Here is a 15,346-nt window from a genome sequence, read left to right on the forward strand (position 1 = left end):
AAGCGGTGCTGGCGGAAGGCGGCAAGGTTGTCGGGATCATTCCCGATTTTCTGACGCGCGTCGAAGTACAGCTCAGCGATGTTAACGAACTCATCGTTACCGACAGCATGCATGAGCGCAAATGGGAGATGTTCCAGCGCTCCGATGCTTTCGTCGCCCTGCCCGGCGGCATCGGCACGCTGGAAGAGCTGATCGAAATCATGACATGGGCGCAGCTTGGGCGACACAGCAAGCCGATCATCATTGCCAATCTGCACGGCTTCTGGGACCCGTTGATCGAGCTGCTCGACCACATGATCAAACGGCAGTTCACGCATTCAAGCGTCCGGCGTTTTTACGGCGTGGTCGACAAGGTGGAAGATATTCTGCCGCGTATCGAAGCGGCGCTTTAATGGGAAGACGCTGCGCGCTCTTCACCGGCGATGGCCGCCTTGGCAATCAGTTGTTCGAGGCGGCGTTTCTCGACGGCATTCTCCAAACCGGAGACCGGCTGTTTGCGACCGGCATGGAAGAATTTCTGAACGGCTTCGACTGGGAGCGCGTGGCGGTCCGCAATCGTGAGGACACGTATAAGCGTCGCGGCTTCAAACGATGGCTGCGCCGCCTCGGACGCATGGCGGTTGCGCTGCGTCTCGTTGATGGCATAGGCCAGACGAAACAAGATTTCGCGAGCGGCGAGCGCCATTACCTGCTTCACGGCAGCGATGTGGTGCAGAAGCGCGGAATTTTTTCGCGATTTCTCTATGTGGACAAAGGCTATTTTCAGAGCGCGGAGTTTGCGGGCGAACCCTCGTTCCGCTTGAAGGATGAGCATAAGGCGGCGGCGCGCGCGTTTCTTGCGCGGCTGCCAGCAGGACCGCGCGCATTCATCCATGTTCGGCGCGGCGACTATCGGCACTGGAAAATCTTCGATCGCTCGCCGCTGCTGCCGATGAGCTATTACCTGCGCGGCATCGAGATCATCAAGGCAGCGGCGCCGGACACGCAGTTCATTCTTCTCAGCGATGAGGTGGAGGCGGCTACTGCCGAGCTGGGACTGAGCGGCCTGCACGTCTTCAGCGGACAGAATGTCTATGAAGATCTCGCCATGATGACGTTGTGCGATGGCGGCATCATTTCGAATTCGACGCTTTCCTGGTGGGGCGGATATTTTTGCGGGCGAAAGCTGCCGCTCATCTCGCCGCGCGGCTGGCTGGCGACGGGACTTGGGTTTGAATATCCGGCCGGCATCACCGGGCCGTGGATGACGCCGATCGAGCCCTGAACCTCATGCGACGATCATGCGGCGCAGCTCGCGTTCGCGCCGCCATGTGTCGAAGGTGAAGATCGCGAGGCCGATCCAGATCAACGCGAAGGTGACGATCTGGCCTTGGCCGAGCGGTTCTCCATATACCCAGACTGCAATCGCAAATGACGTAGTCGGCACCAGATACTGGAGCAGGCCCAGCGTCGTCAGGCGGATGCGCTGCGCGCCATAGGTGAAGAGCAGTAAGGGCACCGTCGTCATCGGTCCTGTCAGCATCAGCAGGAAAATCGTGTACCAGCCGTCATGCGCAAAGCCGGTGCCGCCATGCGACGACAGATAGGCGAGATAGGCGATGGCGGCGGGCATGAGCGCCAGCACCTCGATGAAAAGACCTTCCAATGCGCCGACGCGCGTGACCTTTCGCAAATAGCCATAGGCGGCGAAGCTCACCGCGAGATAGAGCGAAATCCACGGCGCGAAACCAAGCGACATCGTGAAGTAGACGACGCCGATCGTTGCCAGCGCCATGGCGAGCATTTGCGCGCGCGTGAGCCTTTCACCAAGGATCAGCACGCCTGCCAGCACGCTTACCAGCGGATTGATGAAATAGCCGAGGCTCGTTTCAAGCACGCGGCCGGAATTCACCGCCCAGATGAAAATGAACCAGTTCGACGCGAGGATATAGGCAGTCAGGACGAGCGTTGCCAAGGTGCGCTTGTCGCGGAAAATGGCGACTAGCTCTGCCTTGCGGCGCAGGCCGATGATGAGCACCGCAATCAGCGCGACGCTCCAGAGCGTGCGATGCGCCAGAATTTCCAGAGACGCTACATGGTCGAGCTGCTTGTAGAAAATGACGGACAGACCCCAGAGGACATAGCCGCCGCCCGCGGCGATGGCGCCGAGGCTCGCCTGCCGCCGGAGTTCCGTTTCGGTGTGTGAGGTGCCGGTCATATCGCAGAGCTTTCAGTCGGAAATTCCCCGCCCACACCATTCACGGAGCGCGGGCGAGGAACGGCGCTCTGCAAATCAGACGGCTTTACGGGCGTGTTTTACCGGCGCGGGCGCATTGTCGCGCAGGAGCTTGTGGGTGATGCTGTCGACCAGCGCCTGGAAAGAGGCATCGACGATATTGGGCGAAACGCCAACGGTGAACCATCGGTTGCCCTTGCCGTCCATGCTCTCGATCAAAACGCGCGTCACGGCTTCCGTGCCACTCGTCAGGATACGGACCTTGAAATCCACAAGCGTCAGGTCTTCAATATAGGGCGAATATTTGCCGAGGTCCTTGCGCAGCGCCTGATCGAGGGCGTTGACCGGGCCGTTGCCCTCGCCCGCCGAGATCAGAAGCTCGCCATCGACATTCACCTTCACGGTCGCTTCCGAGACGGTGATGAAATCGCCGCTCGCATTGTAGCGGCGCTCGACGAGGACGCGGAAAGACTCGACCGTGAAATATTCCGGCACCTGACCGAGAAGGCGACGCGCCAGAAGCTCGAACGATGCGCCCGCGCCGTCATAGGAATAGCCGAGGAATTCGCGCTCCTTCACCTCTTCGAGAAGTCGGTGGACGCGGCTGTCCTTCGGATCGACGTCGATGCCCGCCTCTTCAAGCGTGGCCAGAATGTTGGAGCGGCCCGCCTGATCGGAAACGGTGATCTTGCGCATATTGCCGACCGTTTCCGGCGGAACATGCTCATAGGTCTTGGGGTCCTTCAGGATCGCCGAAACGTGGATGCCCGCCTTCGACGCAAAGGCGCTGTCGCCGACATAGGGCGCGTAGCGATTTGGCGCGCGGTTCAGCAACTCGTCCAGCATGCGCGAAACATGGGTGAGGCTCTTCAGGCGCTCGAGGCTGACGCCGATCTCATAGGCATCTGCGAATTCGGGCTTCAGCAGCAGCGTCGGGATCAGCGAGACCATGTTGGCATTGCCGCAACGCTCGCCCAGACCGTTCAGCGTGCCCTGCACCTGACGCACGCCTGCGCGGATCGCGGCGAGCGAATTGGCCACGGCGTTTTCAGTGTCGTTATGCGCGTGAATGCCGAGATTGTCGCCGGGGACGCCAGAGGCGATGACTTCGCCGATGATGCGCGTCACTTCGTTCGGCAATGTGCCGCCATTGGTGTCGCAAAGCACGGCCCAGCGCGCGCCGGATTCAAGCGCCGTCTTCACGCAAGCAAGCGCATAGGCCGGGTTTGCCTTGTAGCCGTCGAAGAAATGCTCGCAGTCGATCATCGGCTCGCGGCCACGCGCGGCGATGGCCTTCACGCTGTCGACAATGGCCTCGAGGTTTTCTTCATTGGTGATGCCGAGCGCGACCTTGACGTGAAAGTCCCAGGCCTTGGCGACGAGGCAAACGGCATCCGTCTGCGCATCGAGCACCGGGGCAAGGCCCGGATCGTTGGCGGCGCTGCGGCCCGTCCGCTTCGTCATGCCAAAGGCGGTAAACTTCGCGTGTTTCAGCGGCGGGCGTTCGCCGAAAAAAGATGTGTCCGTCGGGTTCGCGCCGGGATAACCGCCTTCGATGTAGTCGATGCCAAGCTCGTCCAGCAGGCCGGTAATGAGCCGCTTGTCCTCAACCGAAAAATTGACGCCCTGCGTCTGCGCCCCGTCGCGCAGCGTGGTGTCGAAGAGATAGAGGCGGTCTTTGGTGGGCTTGCTCATATGCTTTGTTCCGATTGGCGCGCGCGGCATCGCCTGCCGCGACCGGACCCGTCATCTCACATGATATTTAAAGCGAGCTTGTACGGCGGCGGCAGACTGATGTCAGCCGCGAATAATGACGTTCCAAATAATGGCCGGGCGTTTTATCGCCATGATCGGTGCCATCGTTGTTACCTGGCGTCTTGCCGTTATAAAAACCCAAGTCTTTTCAAAGACTTGAACCCGAAAGACGAGCTTCCGCCCGTTTTCTGCCGATTAGAGGTAACAGGTTTTTGAGCTCCGGTCCATGCTCAAGCCCCGTCAGCGCAAGGCGGAGCGGCATGAAAAGCGCCTTGCCCTTGGCGCCTGTCCTGGCCTTCACGGCGTTGGTCCACACGGACCATGTATCCGGCCCCCAGGGCTCAGGCGGCAGAAGGCTCGCCGCTTCGGCGGCAAAGGCGGCGTCTTCAATCGCCGGCTCAACCGGCCCGTTGATGACGCGCGCCCAGAGCTCGACATCGCGGAAGCGCGCGAGGTTCGGCTTTACAGTTTCCCAGAATGCCCCGCCGAGATCGCAATTTACATCGGCAAGACGGCGCTGCACCGCCTCGTAAGGCAACATGTGCAGGAAGGCGGCATTTGCCTTGTCGAGATCGGCGGGATCGAAACGGATATCGGCGCGGCCGAGATGGGTGATATCGAAACCGGTGGCGAGTTCTTCAAGCGTCAGCTTCGGCTCGATCGCATCCGATGTGCCGAGGCGCGCGAGCAGCGCATTCAGCGCCATCGGCTCATAGCCTGCATCGCGCAGCGCACGGAGAGAGAAGTCGGCGTCCTCGCGCTTCGATAGCGGACGGCCTTCGACGCTCAGCAATAGCGAGTAGTGAGCATAGATCGGTGGCGTCGCGCCGAGAGCGCGGGTGATCTGCACCTGCACGCCGGTATTCGTGACGTGATCCGAACCGCGAATGACATGGCTGATGTCGAAGTCGATATCGTCGACGACGCTTGGCAGCGTGTAGAGAAAACGTCCGTCTTCGCGGATGAGCACCGGATCGGAAAGCGAGTTCGGGTCGATGCGCGTCGGGCCGTGAATGATATCGTCGAAGGATGTATCTTCATTGGCGAGCTTGAAACGCCAATGGGGGCGACGGCCTTCGGCTTCGAATGCGCGTTTTTCCTCGTCGGTCAGATCGAGCGCGGCGCGGTCATAAACGGGCGGCTTTTTCTGCGCGAGCTGGCGCTTGCGCTTGCGATCAAGTTCGCCTGCGGTTTCGTAGCACGGGTAGAGACGGCCAGCCGCTTTCAGCTTTTCGGCGGCGGCTTCATATTCAGCAATACGGTCCGACTGTTTGGCGAAAAGATCGTGATGCAGGCCGAGCCAGGCAAGATCGGTTTCAATGCCGCGCGCATATTCCTCGGTCGAGCGATCCTGATCGGTATCGTCGAGGCGCAGCAGGAAGCGGCCGCCTTCGCGTCTGGCAAAGAGGTAGTTGAAAAGCGCCGCGCGAATATTGCCGACATGGAGATGGCCGGTCGGGCTTGGCGCGAAACGGACGGTGACTTTCATGGCGCGCCTTATGGTTCAATCCGCATCGCGGAATCCATTGGTGATGGGATAGCGGCGGTCGCGGCCGAAGTTGCGCGCCGAAATCTTGACGCCCGGCGCGGCCTGACGGCGCTTGTATTCCGAGATATAAAGCAAATGCTCGATGCGCTTCACGACTGCGCGATCATAACCCATGGCCACGATGTCGCGGATCGACATTTCCTTTTCGACGAGCCCTTCGAGGATCGCGTCCAGCACTTCATAAGGCGGCAGCGAATCCTCGTCCTTCTGATCGGGGCGAAGCTCGGCGGAAGGCGGGCGCGTGATGATGCGCTCTGGAATGACGATGCCCTCTGCACCGAGGCAACCCTTGGGACGATGCGTGTTGCGCCAGCGCGACAGGGCGAAGACCTTCATCTTGTAAAGATCCTTGATCGGATTATAGCCGCCGTTCATGTCGCCATAGAGCGTTGCATAGCCGGCGGAAACTTCCGACTTGTTGCCTGTCGTCAGCACCAGCGCGCCGAACTTGTTCGACACGGCCATCAGGATCACGCCGCGCGTGCGCGACTGGAGGTTTTCTTCCGTCGTGTCCGACTGCGTGCCTTCGAAAAGTTTTTCCAGCGCCTCGGTGAAACCGGCGACCGGCTTTTCAATCGGGATCGTGTCGTAGCGCGCGCCGATTGCCTTTGCGCAGGCTTCCGCATCCATCAGGCTTTCGCTCGACGTGTAGCGATAGGGCAGCATGATGCAGTGAACCTTGTCGGGACCCAGCGCATCAGCGGCGATGGCCGCGACGAGTGCGCTGTCTATGCCGCCGGACATGCCGAGCACGACACTGGGGAAACGGTTCTTATTCACATAGTCGCGAAGGCCCTGCACGACGGCGAGATAGACGGACTCCAGGTCTTCCTCGACCAGCGCCTTTTCGCCCGGCGCGCAAACCCAGCCGGTTCCCGCCCGCGCCCAGTCGGTGATCGTGACCTTTTCGACCCAGGCGGGCATTTGCACCGCGAGCGAGAAATCAGCGTTGATGACGAAGGAGGCGCCGTCGAAAACAAGTTCGTCCTGCCCGCCGATCTGGTTCACATAGGCGAGCGACAATCCGCTTTCGCGAATGCGCGAGACGACAAGCTGCGTGCGCGCATCGAACTTCGAGGCGTCATAAGGCGAACCGTTCGGCACGAGCAAAAGCTCTGCGCCCGTCTCTTCCAGACATTCGACAACATCGGTGAGCCAGATGTCTTCGCAGATCGGAACGCCGATGCGGACGCCGCGAATATTCAGCGGGCCGGGCATTGGACCCGGCTGGAAAACGCGCGGCTCGTCGAAGACGCCGTAATTCGGCAAATGCACCTTGAAGCGCTGGCCCTTGATCTCGCCCTGATCGAGATAAAGGACGGCGTTCATCAGCCTGCCCTCCTCCACCCATGGCGCGCCGATGAGGACGCCGGGGCCGCCATCCGCCGTTTGCCGCGCAAGCTCGCTCACGGCTTCCGCCGCCGCGCGCTGGAACGCCGGTTTCAGCACCAGGTCTTCAGGCGGATAGCCCGCCAGAAACATCTCGCTGAAGACGATGAGATCGACATCGGCAAGGGCAGCCTCACGGCGGGCGTCGACAGCCTTTTTCAGGTTGCCGGCGATATCACCCACGGTCGGGTTGAGCTGGGCGAGCGCAATGCGGAGCTTGTCAGTCATTTGGCCAATTAAAATGGTGCTTCGGGCCAAGCGTTTCTAGCCTTTGGAGGGCTTCCAAACAATAGGCAGGGGCAAACAGGGACGGTGCCGGCGCGATCAGGTGCGCAAGGCGACCAATGCCGATATGGTTCAGGCAATGAAATCAGATGGAGGGATACAGATGGCCACGGGCAGCAATCGTCAAATTCTTCTGGTCGAGACGCCGAAAGGCAAACTCTCGCCCGATAATTTTAAACTGAACACGGGGCAGATTCCGACGGCGAAAGACGGCGAGCTTCTGGTCAAGGTGAAGCTCATTTCGCTCGACGCCGCCAACCGGGCCTGGATGCAGGGCGCGACCTATCGCTCGGCTGTGGAAGCCGGGACAATCATGGCGGGTGGCGCTATCGCGGAAGTGATCGAGGCAAAGGCAGCGGGCTTTGCCGCAGGCGATCTCGTTTTCGCCGATACGGGCTGGCAGGAATATGCCGCCATTCCCGCAAAGACGGCGCAGAAGCTTCCCGCCATGGAACCGATGAGCCACCTTCTCAGCGTTTACGGGATTGCAGGCCTCACCGCCTATCACGGGCTTCTCGATGTCGGCAAACCGAAGGCGGGCGACACGGTTGTCGTCTCGGCGGCGGCGGGTTCGGTCGGCAATATCGTCGGGCAGATTGCAAAACTGAAAGGCTGCACGGTCATCGGCATTGCAGGCGGCGACGAGAAATGCGCGCTGCTGAAAGACGAACTCGGCTTCGACCATGCGATCAACTACAAGAAGGAAGCCGTGGGCAAGGCGCTGCGCGCGGCGGCGCCGAAAGGCATCGACGTCTATTTCGACAATGTCGGCGGCGATATTCTGGAAGCATGCCTCTTCGGCATGAACAATTACGGCCGCATCGCCTGTTGCGGCGCGGTGTCGCAATATGATGGCGCAGCACCGGCACATGGACCGCGCGGCATTCCCGGCCTCATCGTCGTGAAGCGCCTGACCATGCAGGGTTTCATCGTTTCCGACTTCAACGATCAGCGCGAGAAGGCGCTCGCCGATCTCCAGTCATGGGTCAAGGCGGGCAAGATCAAGGTTCGCGAGAACATCATGACCGGGATCGAAAACACCCCTCAGGCGTTGATAGGTCTGCTTGCGGGCGACAATATCGGCAAGCGCATGGTTCGGCTTGGCTGAACGGGACGTGAATATTTGAGCGAAATCGAGGTGGGCCGTGAAAATATCGGCCCACCTTTTTCTGATATCAGCCGACGGAGAGTTGTGCCCACCGCGTAAAACCATAAGCAAGACGATCGGTCGAGACCAACACGACGGGAACGGTTATCAATGAATTTCGGTGGCATCAGGGAAAAGGCGTGGACTGCCCTTCCGTCCTCTTATCGCAATATGTCGGCAGCACCGCGATGGGGCATCGCCGTCATTGTTGCGGCAATTGTGTTTGGTGGCATCTGGTATGCCTTCTCCGTCGAGAACGGCCAGCCCGTCTACAAGACAGCGACGATTGAAAACGGAAACATCGAACAGACGGTGACTGCGCTCGGCGCGCTTCAGCCCAAGGACTATGTCGATGTCGGCGCGCAGGTTTCGGGCACGCTTGAAACCGTGCATGTGCAGATCGGCGATATCGTTACAAAGGGGCAGCTTCTCGCCGAGGTGGACCCGACCGTTTACGAATCCACAGTCGCTGCCGACAAGGCGAAGCTGAAGGACCTCGACTCGCAGATCACCGGCCAGCAAGCGCAACTCGCGCTCGCGCAAATTCAGAACGACCGCAATCAGGCCTTGCTGAAGATCGATGCCGTGAGCAAGGACCTGGCCGACACCAGCGCCGCGCTGGTGAAGCAATATACGGCCTCCATCGCCTCGCTCCGGGCGCAGGTGGAGCAGGCTCAGTCAACGCTTGCGGGTGACGTGGCCAATCTCGGCTATACGAAAATCTATGCGCCGATGGCAGGCACCGTGACGTCGCAGACGACGCTGCAAGGCCAGACGCTTAACAACAAGCAGGCCGCGCCGACGATCATGCAGATCGCCGACCTCACCACCATGACGGTGAAGGCGCAGGTAGCGGAAGCCGATGTGACCAAACTCAGGGCCGGGATGCCGGTTTACTTCACGACGCTTGGCATGCCCGATCGCAAGTGGCGCTCGACGGTCCGACAGATATTGCCGACGCCGGAAACCGTGAACGACGTCATTCTCTACAACGCGCTGATCGACGTTGCGAATACCGATCAGGCGCTGATGACCAGCATGACAGCGCAGGTCTTCTTCGTGCTGGGCGAAGCGGAAAACGTGCCGCTGGTTCCCGTGCCCGCGCTGCGGCCTTCGAAAAGCGGCGAGGAAGGCGCTTATCGCGTGCTCGTCAAGACGGGCAATCGCGTGAAGATGACGGATGTGAAAATCGGCTTGATGAACCGCGTGATGGCGCAGGTTATCTCCGGGCTTGAAGTCGGCGATGTCGTCGTCACCGGCACGACGAGCGCAACTGCGCAAAGCTCATCACGCGCCAATAGCGGCGGTCTCGGCGGAGGCAGGGGGCCGAGACTATGAGCAAAGCTGGCATGCCGCTGATACAGATCAACAACGCCACCAAGATATATGCCACCGGCGAGAGCGAAGTGCGCGCGCTGGACGATGTGTCCTTGACGATCGATGCGGGCGAGTTTGTCGCCATCATGGGCCAGTCGGGCTCGGGCAAGTCGACACTCATGAATATTCTGGGTTGTCTCGACCGCCCCACGACCGGCAGCTATTTCGTCAATGGCGTCAATGTGGCCGGGCTTTCGTCCGACGAACTTGCCGCGCAGCGGCGCGACACGTTCGGCTTTATCTTTCAGCGCTACAATCTGCTGCCGACGATGACGGCGACGGAGAATGTCGAACTGCCTGCCGTCTATGCGGGCAAGCCCCATGCGGAGCGGATCGAGCGCGCACAAATGCTGCTGACGCGGCTCGGCCTTGGCGACCGCGGCGAATACAAGCCAACGCAGCTTTCCGGCGGCCAGCAGCAGCGCGTCTCCATTGCGCGAGCACTTATAAACAACGCACTCGTCATTCTCGCCGACGAGCCGACCGGCGCGCTGGACAGCGCAAGCGGCGCGGAAGTGCTGGCCTTGCTCGCGCAACTCAACAAGGACGGGCACACCGTCATTCTCATCACGCATGATGCGGCGGTTGCCGATCACGCAAGGCGGCTCATCCGCATTGCAGACGGGCGTATTGTTGACGATGTGGTACGCGCGCCCTCGCCCGCCGCGTCTGCTCCGGCGACTTCGGCCGCTCCCGGAGCCGGCTCGTTCCTGCGCGCCGATCTGGGCGAAGCGGTGAAAATGGCCTTTCGCTCGTTGCGCATGAATATTTTCCGCACGGCGCTGACGCTGCTCGGCGTCGTCATCGGTGTCGGCGCAGTCGTTGCCATGCTCGCCATCGGCAATGGCAGCAAGGCGAATGTGCTCGAACGCATTTCAGCGATGGGCACCAATCTTCTGACCATCCGTCCCGGCGCGCCGGGCGTGCGCTCCAGCGGCGATATTGCAACGCTGACGCCGGACGATGCAGCGGCGATCATTTCAATCGACAATGTCGATGCCGCGGTGCCGGAGCGCTCGACCAGCGTCACGGTGCGCTATGGCAATATCGACTATCGCACGCAGGTCACGGGCACCTGGCCCGCCTATCCGATCGTGCGTGACTGGAATATCGCCAGCGGCGGCTTTTTCACCAAGGCGGATGTCGACGGCTATTCTCCGGTCATCGTGATCGGCCAGACGATTGCCGGAAATCTTTTTCCTGACGGCGACGATCCAGTCGGTAAATATATTCTCGTGCAGAACGTGCCGTTCGAAGTCGTCGGCGTGATGGAGACGAAAGGCTCGTCTTCATTCGGCGGCGATCAGGACGATGTCGCCTTTGTGCCGCTCTCCACCGGCTATATGCGGCTGTTCGGAAAGCAATATGTCAGCACGGTCTCGGTGAAGGTGACGAATTCCGCGACGATCGACGACACGCAGGACAAGATCACCTCGCTTCTGACGGCGCGCCATCGCGCGACCGACTTTCAGGTGCGCAACACCGCCTCCATTCTCGAAACGGCGACAGAGACGCAGAATACGCTGACGATCCTGCTCGGATCGGTTGCCGCCATTTCGCTCATCGTCGGCGGCATAGGCGTGATGAACATCATGCTGGTCAGCGTGACGGAGCGGACGCGCGAGATCGGCATACGCATGGCGACCGGTGCGCGGCAGATGGACATCATGCTGCAATTCAACACCGAGGCGCTTGTCGTATGCGGCGTCGGGGGACTTATCGGCGTGATCGGCGGCATCGGGACGGCGGCGATTTGCAGCGCCTTCGGCCTCCCCGTCGCCTATTCGCTGGCGCCGCCGCTCTTTGCCTTTTTCTGCGCTTTCGCAACCGGCCTTTTGTTCGGTTATCTTCCCGCTCGCAAAGCCGCGAGCCTCGACCCTGTCATCGCTCTCGCCTCGGAATAGGATTGTTCTACATGCAGACCCGTGGGCGTTTTCTCGCCAGCTTCACCTCGCTCCTCATGATGTCTTCGGCACTGGGTGCTTGCTCGCTCGTGCCGACCTATGAGCGCCCGGCTATTGCAGTGCCCTCGAATTTCGACCGGCCGCAGGGGCAATCCGGCGCAATCGCGGTTGCCGCCGATTGGTGGACTTCGTTCAACGATCTCGAACTTCAACAGTTGATGGGCGAGGCGCTCACCAACAATCTCGACATCATGGCGGCGCTGGCGCGCATCGTTCAGGCGCAGGGCTCCTTGCGTGCGACGAATTCCTCGCTGCTGCCGCAGGTCGAGGCGAGCGGCGGCGCATCGCGCAGCGACGGCAACAGCAAGGGCACCGTGTCCAAAAGCGCGAGTGGGTCGCTTTCGATCAGCTACGCGGTCGATCTCTGGGGGCTTTACAGGGCGCAAAGTGAGGCCTCCGAAGCGAGCCTGCGGGCCAGCATGTTCGACCATGAAGCGACGGTGCTGCTCATTCAGTCTTCGGTCGCGACGACATATTTCACCGTGCTCAATCTTGAAGACCGGCTGAACATTGCAAACGAGTCTCTCGTCGCCGCGCGGGAAACGCTGAAGCTCGTCGAGGCGCGCTACAAATATGGCGCAGTATCCGCGCTCGACCTTGCGCAGCAGCGCGCGGCGGTCGCCTCGATTGAAGCGGGCATTCCCTCGCTTGAAGACCAGCTCAATGCAAACCGGCATGCGCTGGCGATCCTGCTCGGTCGCGTGCCGGAGGGCTTCAACATATCGACCAAAACGGCGGCGGCGCTCACGCTTCCCGCCATCGCGACGGGCCAACCCTCAACACTGCTTGAACGGCGCCCCGATATTCGCCGGGCGGAAGCGCAGCTTCAAGCGGCCAATGCCGATATCGGCGCGGCACGCGCGGCCTTCTTTCCGAGCCTCAGCCTTTCTGCCTCGAAGACGGTCGACTGGCTTGCAGGCGTCGGCACGACAAACGGCTCTTCGATCGCCGCATCGTTGCTCGCGCCGATTTTTTCCGGCGGGCAGCTTGAGGGCAATCTGCAGTCGACGAAGGCAAAGAAGGCGGAACTTGCGGCCAATTACAGCAAGACGGTTCTGACTTCCTTTGGCGAAGTCGAGGATGCGCTGTCGAGCGCCGAGGCCAATTCGCGGCGCGAGGCATCGCTTGCCGTGGCAGCGACGGAATCGCGCAAGGCCTATGATCTTTCGCTCGCAAGCTACAAGGCGGGCGCGAGCGACTTCACATCGGTGCTCGATGCCCAGCGAAGCTGGCTTTCGGCGCGTGATGCGCAGGCACAGGCGCGGCTCGCCCAATATACGGCGGCGGTCAATCTTTTCATCGCGCTTGGCGGCGGGTGGGAGTCCTGAACAGGGGCTGTTCAGTCACCGACCTTCCTGCCGCAGCGGAAACCGTGTTTACTCTCCCTAACAACAACTTCAGGAGATAAACATGTCGAACCTGGTATCCAAGGAAATTCGTCTGAAGGCACGGCCGCAGGGCATGCCCAAGGCGAGCGATTTTGAAGTCGCAAGCAAGCCCGTCGCCCAGCCCGGCGAGGGCGACGTGCTCGTCCGCAACATATGGATGTCCGTCGATCCCTATATGCGCGGCCGCATGATGGACCGCGAAAGCTATGTGCCGCCCTTCCAGATCGGCGAAGTGCTGCAAGGCGGCGCTATCGGCCAGGTGGTCGAGAGCAAGTCGCCCAAGCTGAAGGTCGGCGACTTCGTGCAGAGCATGTTCGGCTGGCGCGAATATGAAACGTCGAAGGCGGAGAACTTCCAGAAGATCGATCCGACGCTTGGGCCCATCGAGGCCTATCTCGGCGCGCTCGGCATGCCGGGCATGACGGCCTATGCGGGCCTGTTCAAGATCGGCGAGCTGAAGGACGGCGACACGGTGTTCGTCTCGGCGGCGAGCGGCGCGGTGGGGCAGATCGTCTGCCAGCTTGCAAAGGCGCATGGCTGCTATGTCGTGGGCTCGGCGGGCTCGGACGACAAGTGCCGTTGGCTCGAAAAGGAAGCGGGCATCGACAAGGCGATCAACTACAAGACCTGCGGCGATCTCAACAAGGCGGTCGGCGAAGCGTTTCCCAAAGGCATCGACGTTTATTTTGAAAATGTCGGCGGCGCGCATCTCGAAGCCGCGATCAATCACATGAAGCCGTTCGGCCGTCTCGCGCTTTGCGGCATGATCGAGCAGTACAACGACACGACGCCCCGCCCCGGCCCGTCGAACATCATTCAGGCCGTCGGCAAAAGCCTGAAGCTGCAGGGCTTCATCGTATCGAACCATCTCGACATCGTGCCGTCTTTCTATGCGGAGATGGGCAAGCTCATCAAAGCGGGCAAGATGAAGTGGCAGGAGTCGGTGGAAGACGGCATTGAGAATGCGCCCAAGGCATTCCTCAATCTTTTCTCCGGCGCCAATGTCGGCAAGATGCTGGTGAAGGTCGGGCCGGACAAGGCCGTTTAAGGCTTTCGCTTCTCTTCCACTCTGTCATCCCCGGGCTTGACCCGGGGATGACAGGGCGGCGGGGACTGAACGCGCGGCTCTGGATTGCCGGGTCAAACCCGGCAATGACGTGGTGGAGAAAAGTGAGAGAACAGCATGCCGACAAAAGCAAAGCGCTGGGTTCTGGCCTCGCGTCCACAGGGAAAACCGAAGCTCGAAAATTTCCGGCTTGAAGATGTGACGCTTGCCGATCCGGGCGAGCACGAAATTCTGATCCGCACGGAATATCATTCCGTCGATCCAGGCATGCGCGGACGGCTCTCCGGCGACAGCTATACGGCGGCGCTGCCGCTGGGCGAAACGGTGGACAGCGCCATGGTTGGCATCGTCGAGGCGTCGAACAATGAAAAGTTCAAGCCGGGCGACCGCGTGACGGGCGGCTTTGGCTGGGTGAGCCACGCGCTTTCAAACGGGCGCGGCGTGCAGATACTCGATCCGAATATTTATCACGGCAAGGTGCGCCCCACGGCAGCAATCGGCGTTCTCGGCATTCCGGGGCTTACGTCCTATTTCGGACTGCTCGATCTCGGCAAGCCGCAGGCGGGCGATACGGTGCTGATCTCTTCAGCCGCCGGGCCTGTCGGCGCGACGGCCGGGCAGATCGCGAAGATGAAGGGCTGCAAGGTCGTCGGCATCGCGGGATCGAAAGCGAAATGCGACTACATCAAGAGCCTCGGCTTTGACGGCGCAATCAATTATCGCGAGAGCAGCGACATCAAGGCGGCGATTGCGCAAGCCTGCCCCGAAGGCGTCGACATATATTTCGACAATGTGGGCGGCGCGATGCTCGATGCCGCGATCCTCAACATGAAGGATCATGGCCGCATCGTCGTTTCCGGGCAGGTCAGCGAATATAATCGCGCCGAGAACGAACTTGTCGGCATCCGCAATGTGACGCGCTTCATCACGCACAAGCTGCGCATGGAGGGGCTTGTGGTGTTCGACTACTTCAAGGGCTTCCGCGCCGCGCAGGCCGAGATGGCGGGCTGGATCCACGAAGGCAAGCTCGTCTACACGGAAGATATTTCCGAAGGGATCGAAGGCTCAGCCAAGGCATTCATCGGCCTGTTTGAAGGCGAGAACCATGGTCGGCGGCTGGTGAAGGTGAGCTAGCGGGTGCGGCCCGTCCCGAAGGATGGCCCAAACAAAAAAGGCCCGGATCGCGTCCGGGCCTTTTCGTATTTTAGTCG

General features: G+C 60.8%; 12 protein-coding genes. 8 read left to right on the forward strand and 4 right to left on the reverse strand.

Annotation, left to right across the window (positions count from 1 at the left end):
• Window positions 1-392, forward strand: a 392-nt coding sequence (locus tag WA943_RS08810) for a TIGR00730 family Rossman fold protein (RefSeq protein WP_424469500.1), incomplete at its 5' end; no start/stop codon positions are given.
• The gene (locus WA943_RS08815) at window positions 392-1,264 is read left to right on the forward strand and encodes an alpha-1,2-fucosyltransferase (RefSeq protein WP_424469501.1); all 873 of its coding nucleotides are present in this window, start codon (window positions 392-394) and stop codon (window positions 1,262-1,264) included. The genes WA943_RS08810 and WA943_RS08815, both read left to right, overlap by 1 nt.
• Before the next feature lie 3 nt (window positions 1,265-1,267).
• Here WA943_RS08815 and rarD read toward each other — a convergent pair whose 3' ends face one another.
• The 4 genes from rarD to WA943_RS08835 form a co-directional block, all read right to left on the reverse strand.
• Complete coding sequence (gene rarD / locus WA943_RS08820; RefSeq protein WP_424469502.1) at window positions 1,268-2,197, reverse strand: EamA family transporter RarD; 930 nt, start codon at window positions 2,195-2,197, stop codon at window positions 1,268-1,270.
• 75 nt (window positions 2,198-2,272) lie between these two features.
• Window positions 2,273-3,910: a citramalate synthase gene (gene cimA, locus WA943_RS08825; protein WP_424469503.1), complete on the reverse strand. Its 1,638-nt coding sequence runs from the start codon at window positions 3,908-3,910 to the stop codon at window positions 2,273-2,275.
• Window positions 3,911-4,118: 208 nt separating this feature from the next.
• The gene (gltX, locus tag WA943_RS08830; protein ID WP_424469504.1) at window positions 4,119-5,459 is read right to left on the reverse strand and encodes a glutamate--tRNA ligase; all 1,341 of its coding nucleotides are present in this window, start codon (window positions 5,457-5,459) and stop codon (window positions 4,119-4,121) included.
• A 15-nt stretch (window positions 5,460-5,474) separates the two neighbouring features.
• Window positions 5,475-7,136: an NAD+ synthase gene (locus WA943_RS08835; protein WP_424469505.1), complete on the reverse strand. Its 1,662-nt coding sequence runs from the start codon at window positions 7,134-7,136 to the stop codon at window positions 5,475-5,477.
• 160 nt (window positions 7,137-7,296) lie between these two features.
• On the opposite strand from WA943_RS08835, the gene WA943_RS08840 reads away from it, so the two are divergent.
• The 6 genes from WA943_RS08840 (at window position 7,297) to WA943_RS08865 (ending at window position 15,269) form a co-directional block, all read left to right on the forward strand.
• The gene (locus WA943_RS08840; RefSeq protein ID WP_424469506.1) at window positions 7,297-8,301 is read left to right on the forward strand and encodes an NADP-dependent oxidoreductase; all 1,005 of its coding nucleotides are present in this window, start codon (window positions 7,297-7,299) and stop codon (window positions 8,299-8,301) included.
• Between the two features lie 150 nt (window positions 8,302-8,451).
• On the forward strand, window positions 8,452-9,678 hold the full coding sequence (locus WA943_RS08845) for an efflux RND transporter periplasmic adaptor subunit (RefSeq protein WP_424469507.1): 1,227 nt from the start codon (window positions 8,452-8,454) through the stop codon (window positions 9,676-9,678).
• Window positions 9,675-11,621, forward strand: coding sequence for a MacB family efflux pump subunit (locus WA943_RS08850; RefSeq protein WP_424469508.1), 1,947 nt, complete (start codon window positions 9,675-9,677; stop codon window positions 11,619-11,621). Before WA943_RS08845 ends, WA943_RS08850 begins: the two co-directional genes overlap by 4 nt.
• A gap of 11 nt (window positions 11,622-11,632) precedes the next feature.
• Window positions 11,633-13,009: an efflux transporter outer membrane subunit gene (locus tag WA943_RS08855; RefSeq protein WP_424469509.1), complete on the forward strand. Its 1,377-nt coding sequence runs from the start codon at window positions 11,633-11,635 to the stop codon at window positions 13,007-13,009.
• Between the two features lie 82 nt (window positions 13,010-13,091).
• On the forward strand, window positions 13,092-14,117 hold the full coding sequence (locus tag WA943_RS08860) for an NADP-dependent oxidoreductase (protein ID WP_424469510.1): 1,026 nt from the start codon (window positions 13,092-13,094) through the stop codon (window positions 14,115-14,117).
• A 135-nt stretch (window positions 14,118-14,252) separates the two neighbouring features.
• Window positions 14,253-15,269, forward strand: a complete 1,017-nt coding sequence (locus tag WA943_RS08865) for an NADP-dependent oxidoreductase (protein ID WP_424469511.1) — start codon at window positions 14,253-14,255, stop codon at window positions 15,267-15,269.
• Window positions 15,270-15,346: the final 77 nt, after the last annotated feature.

Source organism: Parvibaculum sp., assembly GCF_049651025.1.
Classification (GTDB): Bacteria; Pseudomonadota; Alphaproteobacteria; order Parvibaculales; family Parvibaculaceae; genus Parvibaculum.

Coding starts and splice junctions, on each gene's coding strand:
- WA943_RS08835 (WP_424469505.1), bottom strand. CDS start 7,136: ATGACTGACAAGCTCCGCATTGCGCTCGCCCAGCTCAACCCGACCGTG.
- gltX (WP_424469504.1), bottom strand. CDS start 5,459: ATGAAAGTCACCGTCCGTTTCGCGCCAAGCCCGACCGGCCATCTCCAT.
- WA943_RS08840 (WP_424469506.1), top strand. CDS start 7,297: ATGGCCACGGGCAGCAATCGTCAAATTCTTCTGGTCGAGACGCCGAAA.
- WA943_RS08850 (WP_424469508.1), top strand. CDS start 9,675: ATGAGCAAAGCTGGCATGCCGCTGATACAGATCAACAACGCCACCAAG.
- WA943_RS08855 (WP_424469509.1), top strand. CDS start 11,633: ATGCAGACCCGTGGGCGTTTTCTCGCCAGCTTCACCTCGCTCCTCATG.
- WA943_RS08865 (WP_424469511.1), top strand. CDS start 14,253: ATGCCGACAAAAGCAAAGCGCTGGGTTCTGGCCTCGCGTCCACAGGGA.
- WA943_RS08860 (WP_424469510.1), top strand. CDS start 13,092: ATGTCGAACCTGGTATCCAAGGAAATTCGTCTGAAGGCACGGCCGCAG.
- cimA (WP_424469503.1), bottom strand. CDS start 3,910: ATGAGCAAGCCCACCAAAGACCGCCTCTATCTCTTCGACACCACGCTG.
- rarD (WP_424469502.1), bottom strand. CDS start 2,197: ATGACCGGCACCTCACACACCGAAACGGAACTCCGGCGGCAGGCGAGC.
- WA943_RS08845 (WP_424469507.1), top strand. CDS start 8,452: ATGAATTTCGGTGGCATCAGGGAAAAGGCGTGGACTGCCCTTCCGTCC.
- WA943_RS08815 (WP_424469501.1), top strand. CDS start 392: ATGGGAAGACGCTGCGCGCTCTTCACCGGCGATGGCCGCCTTGGCAAT.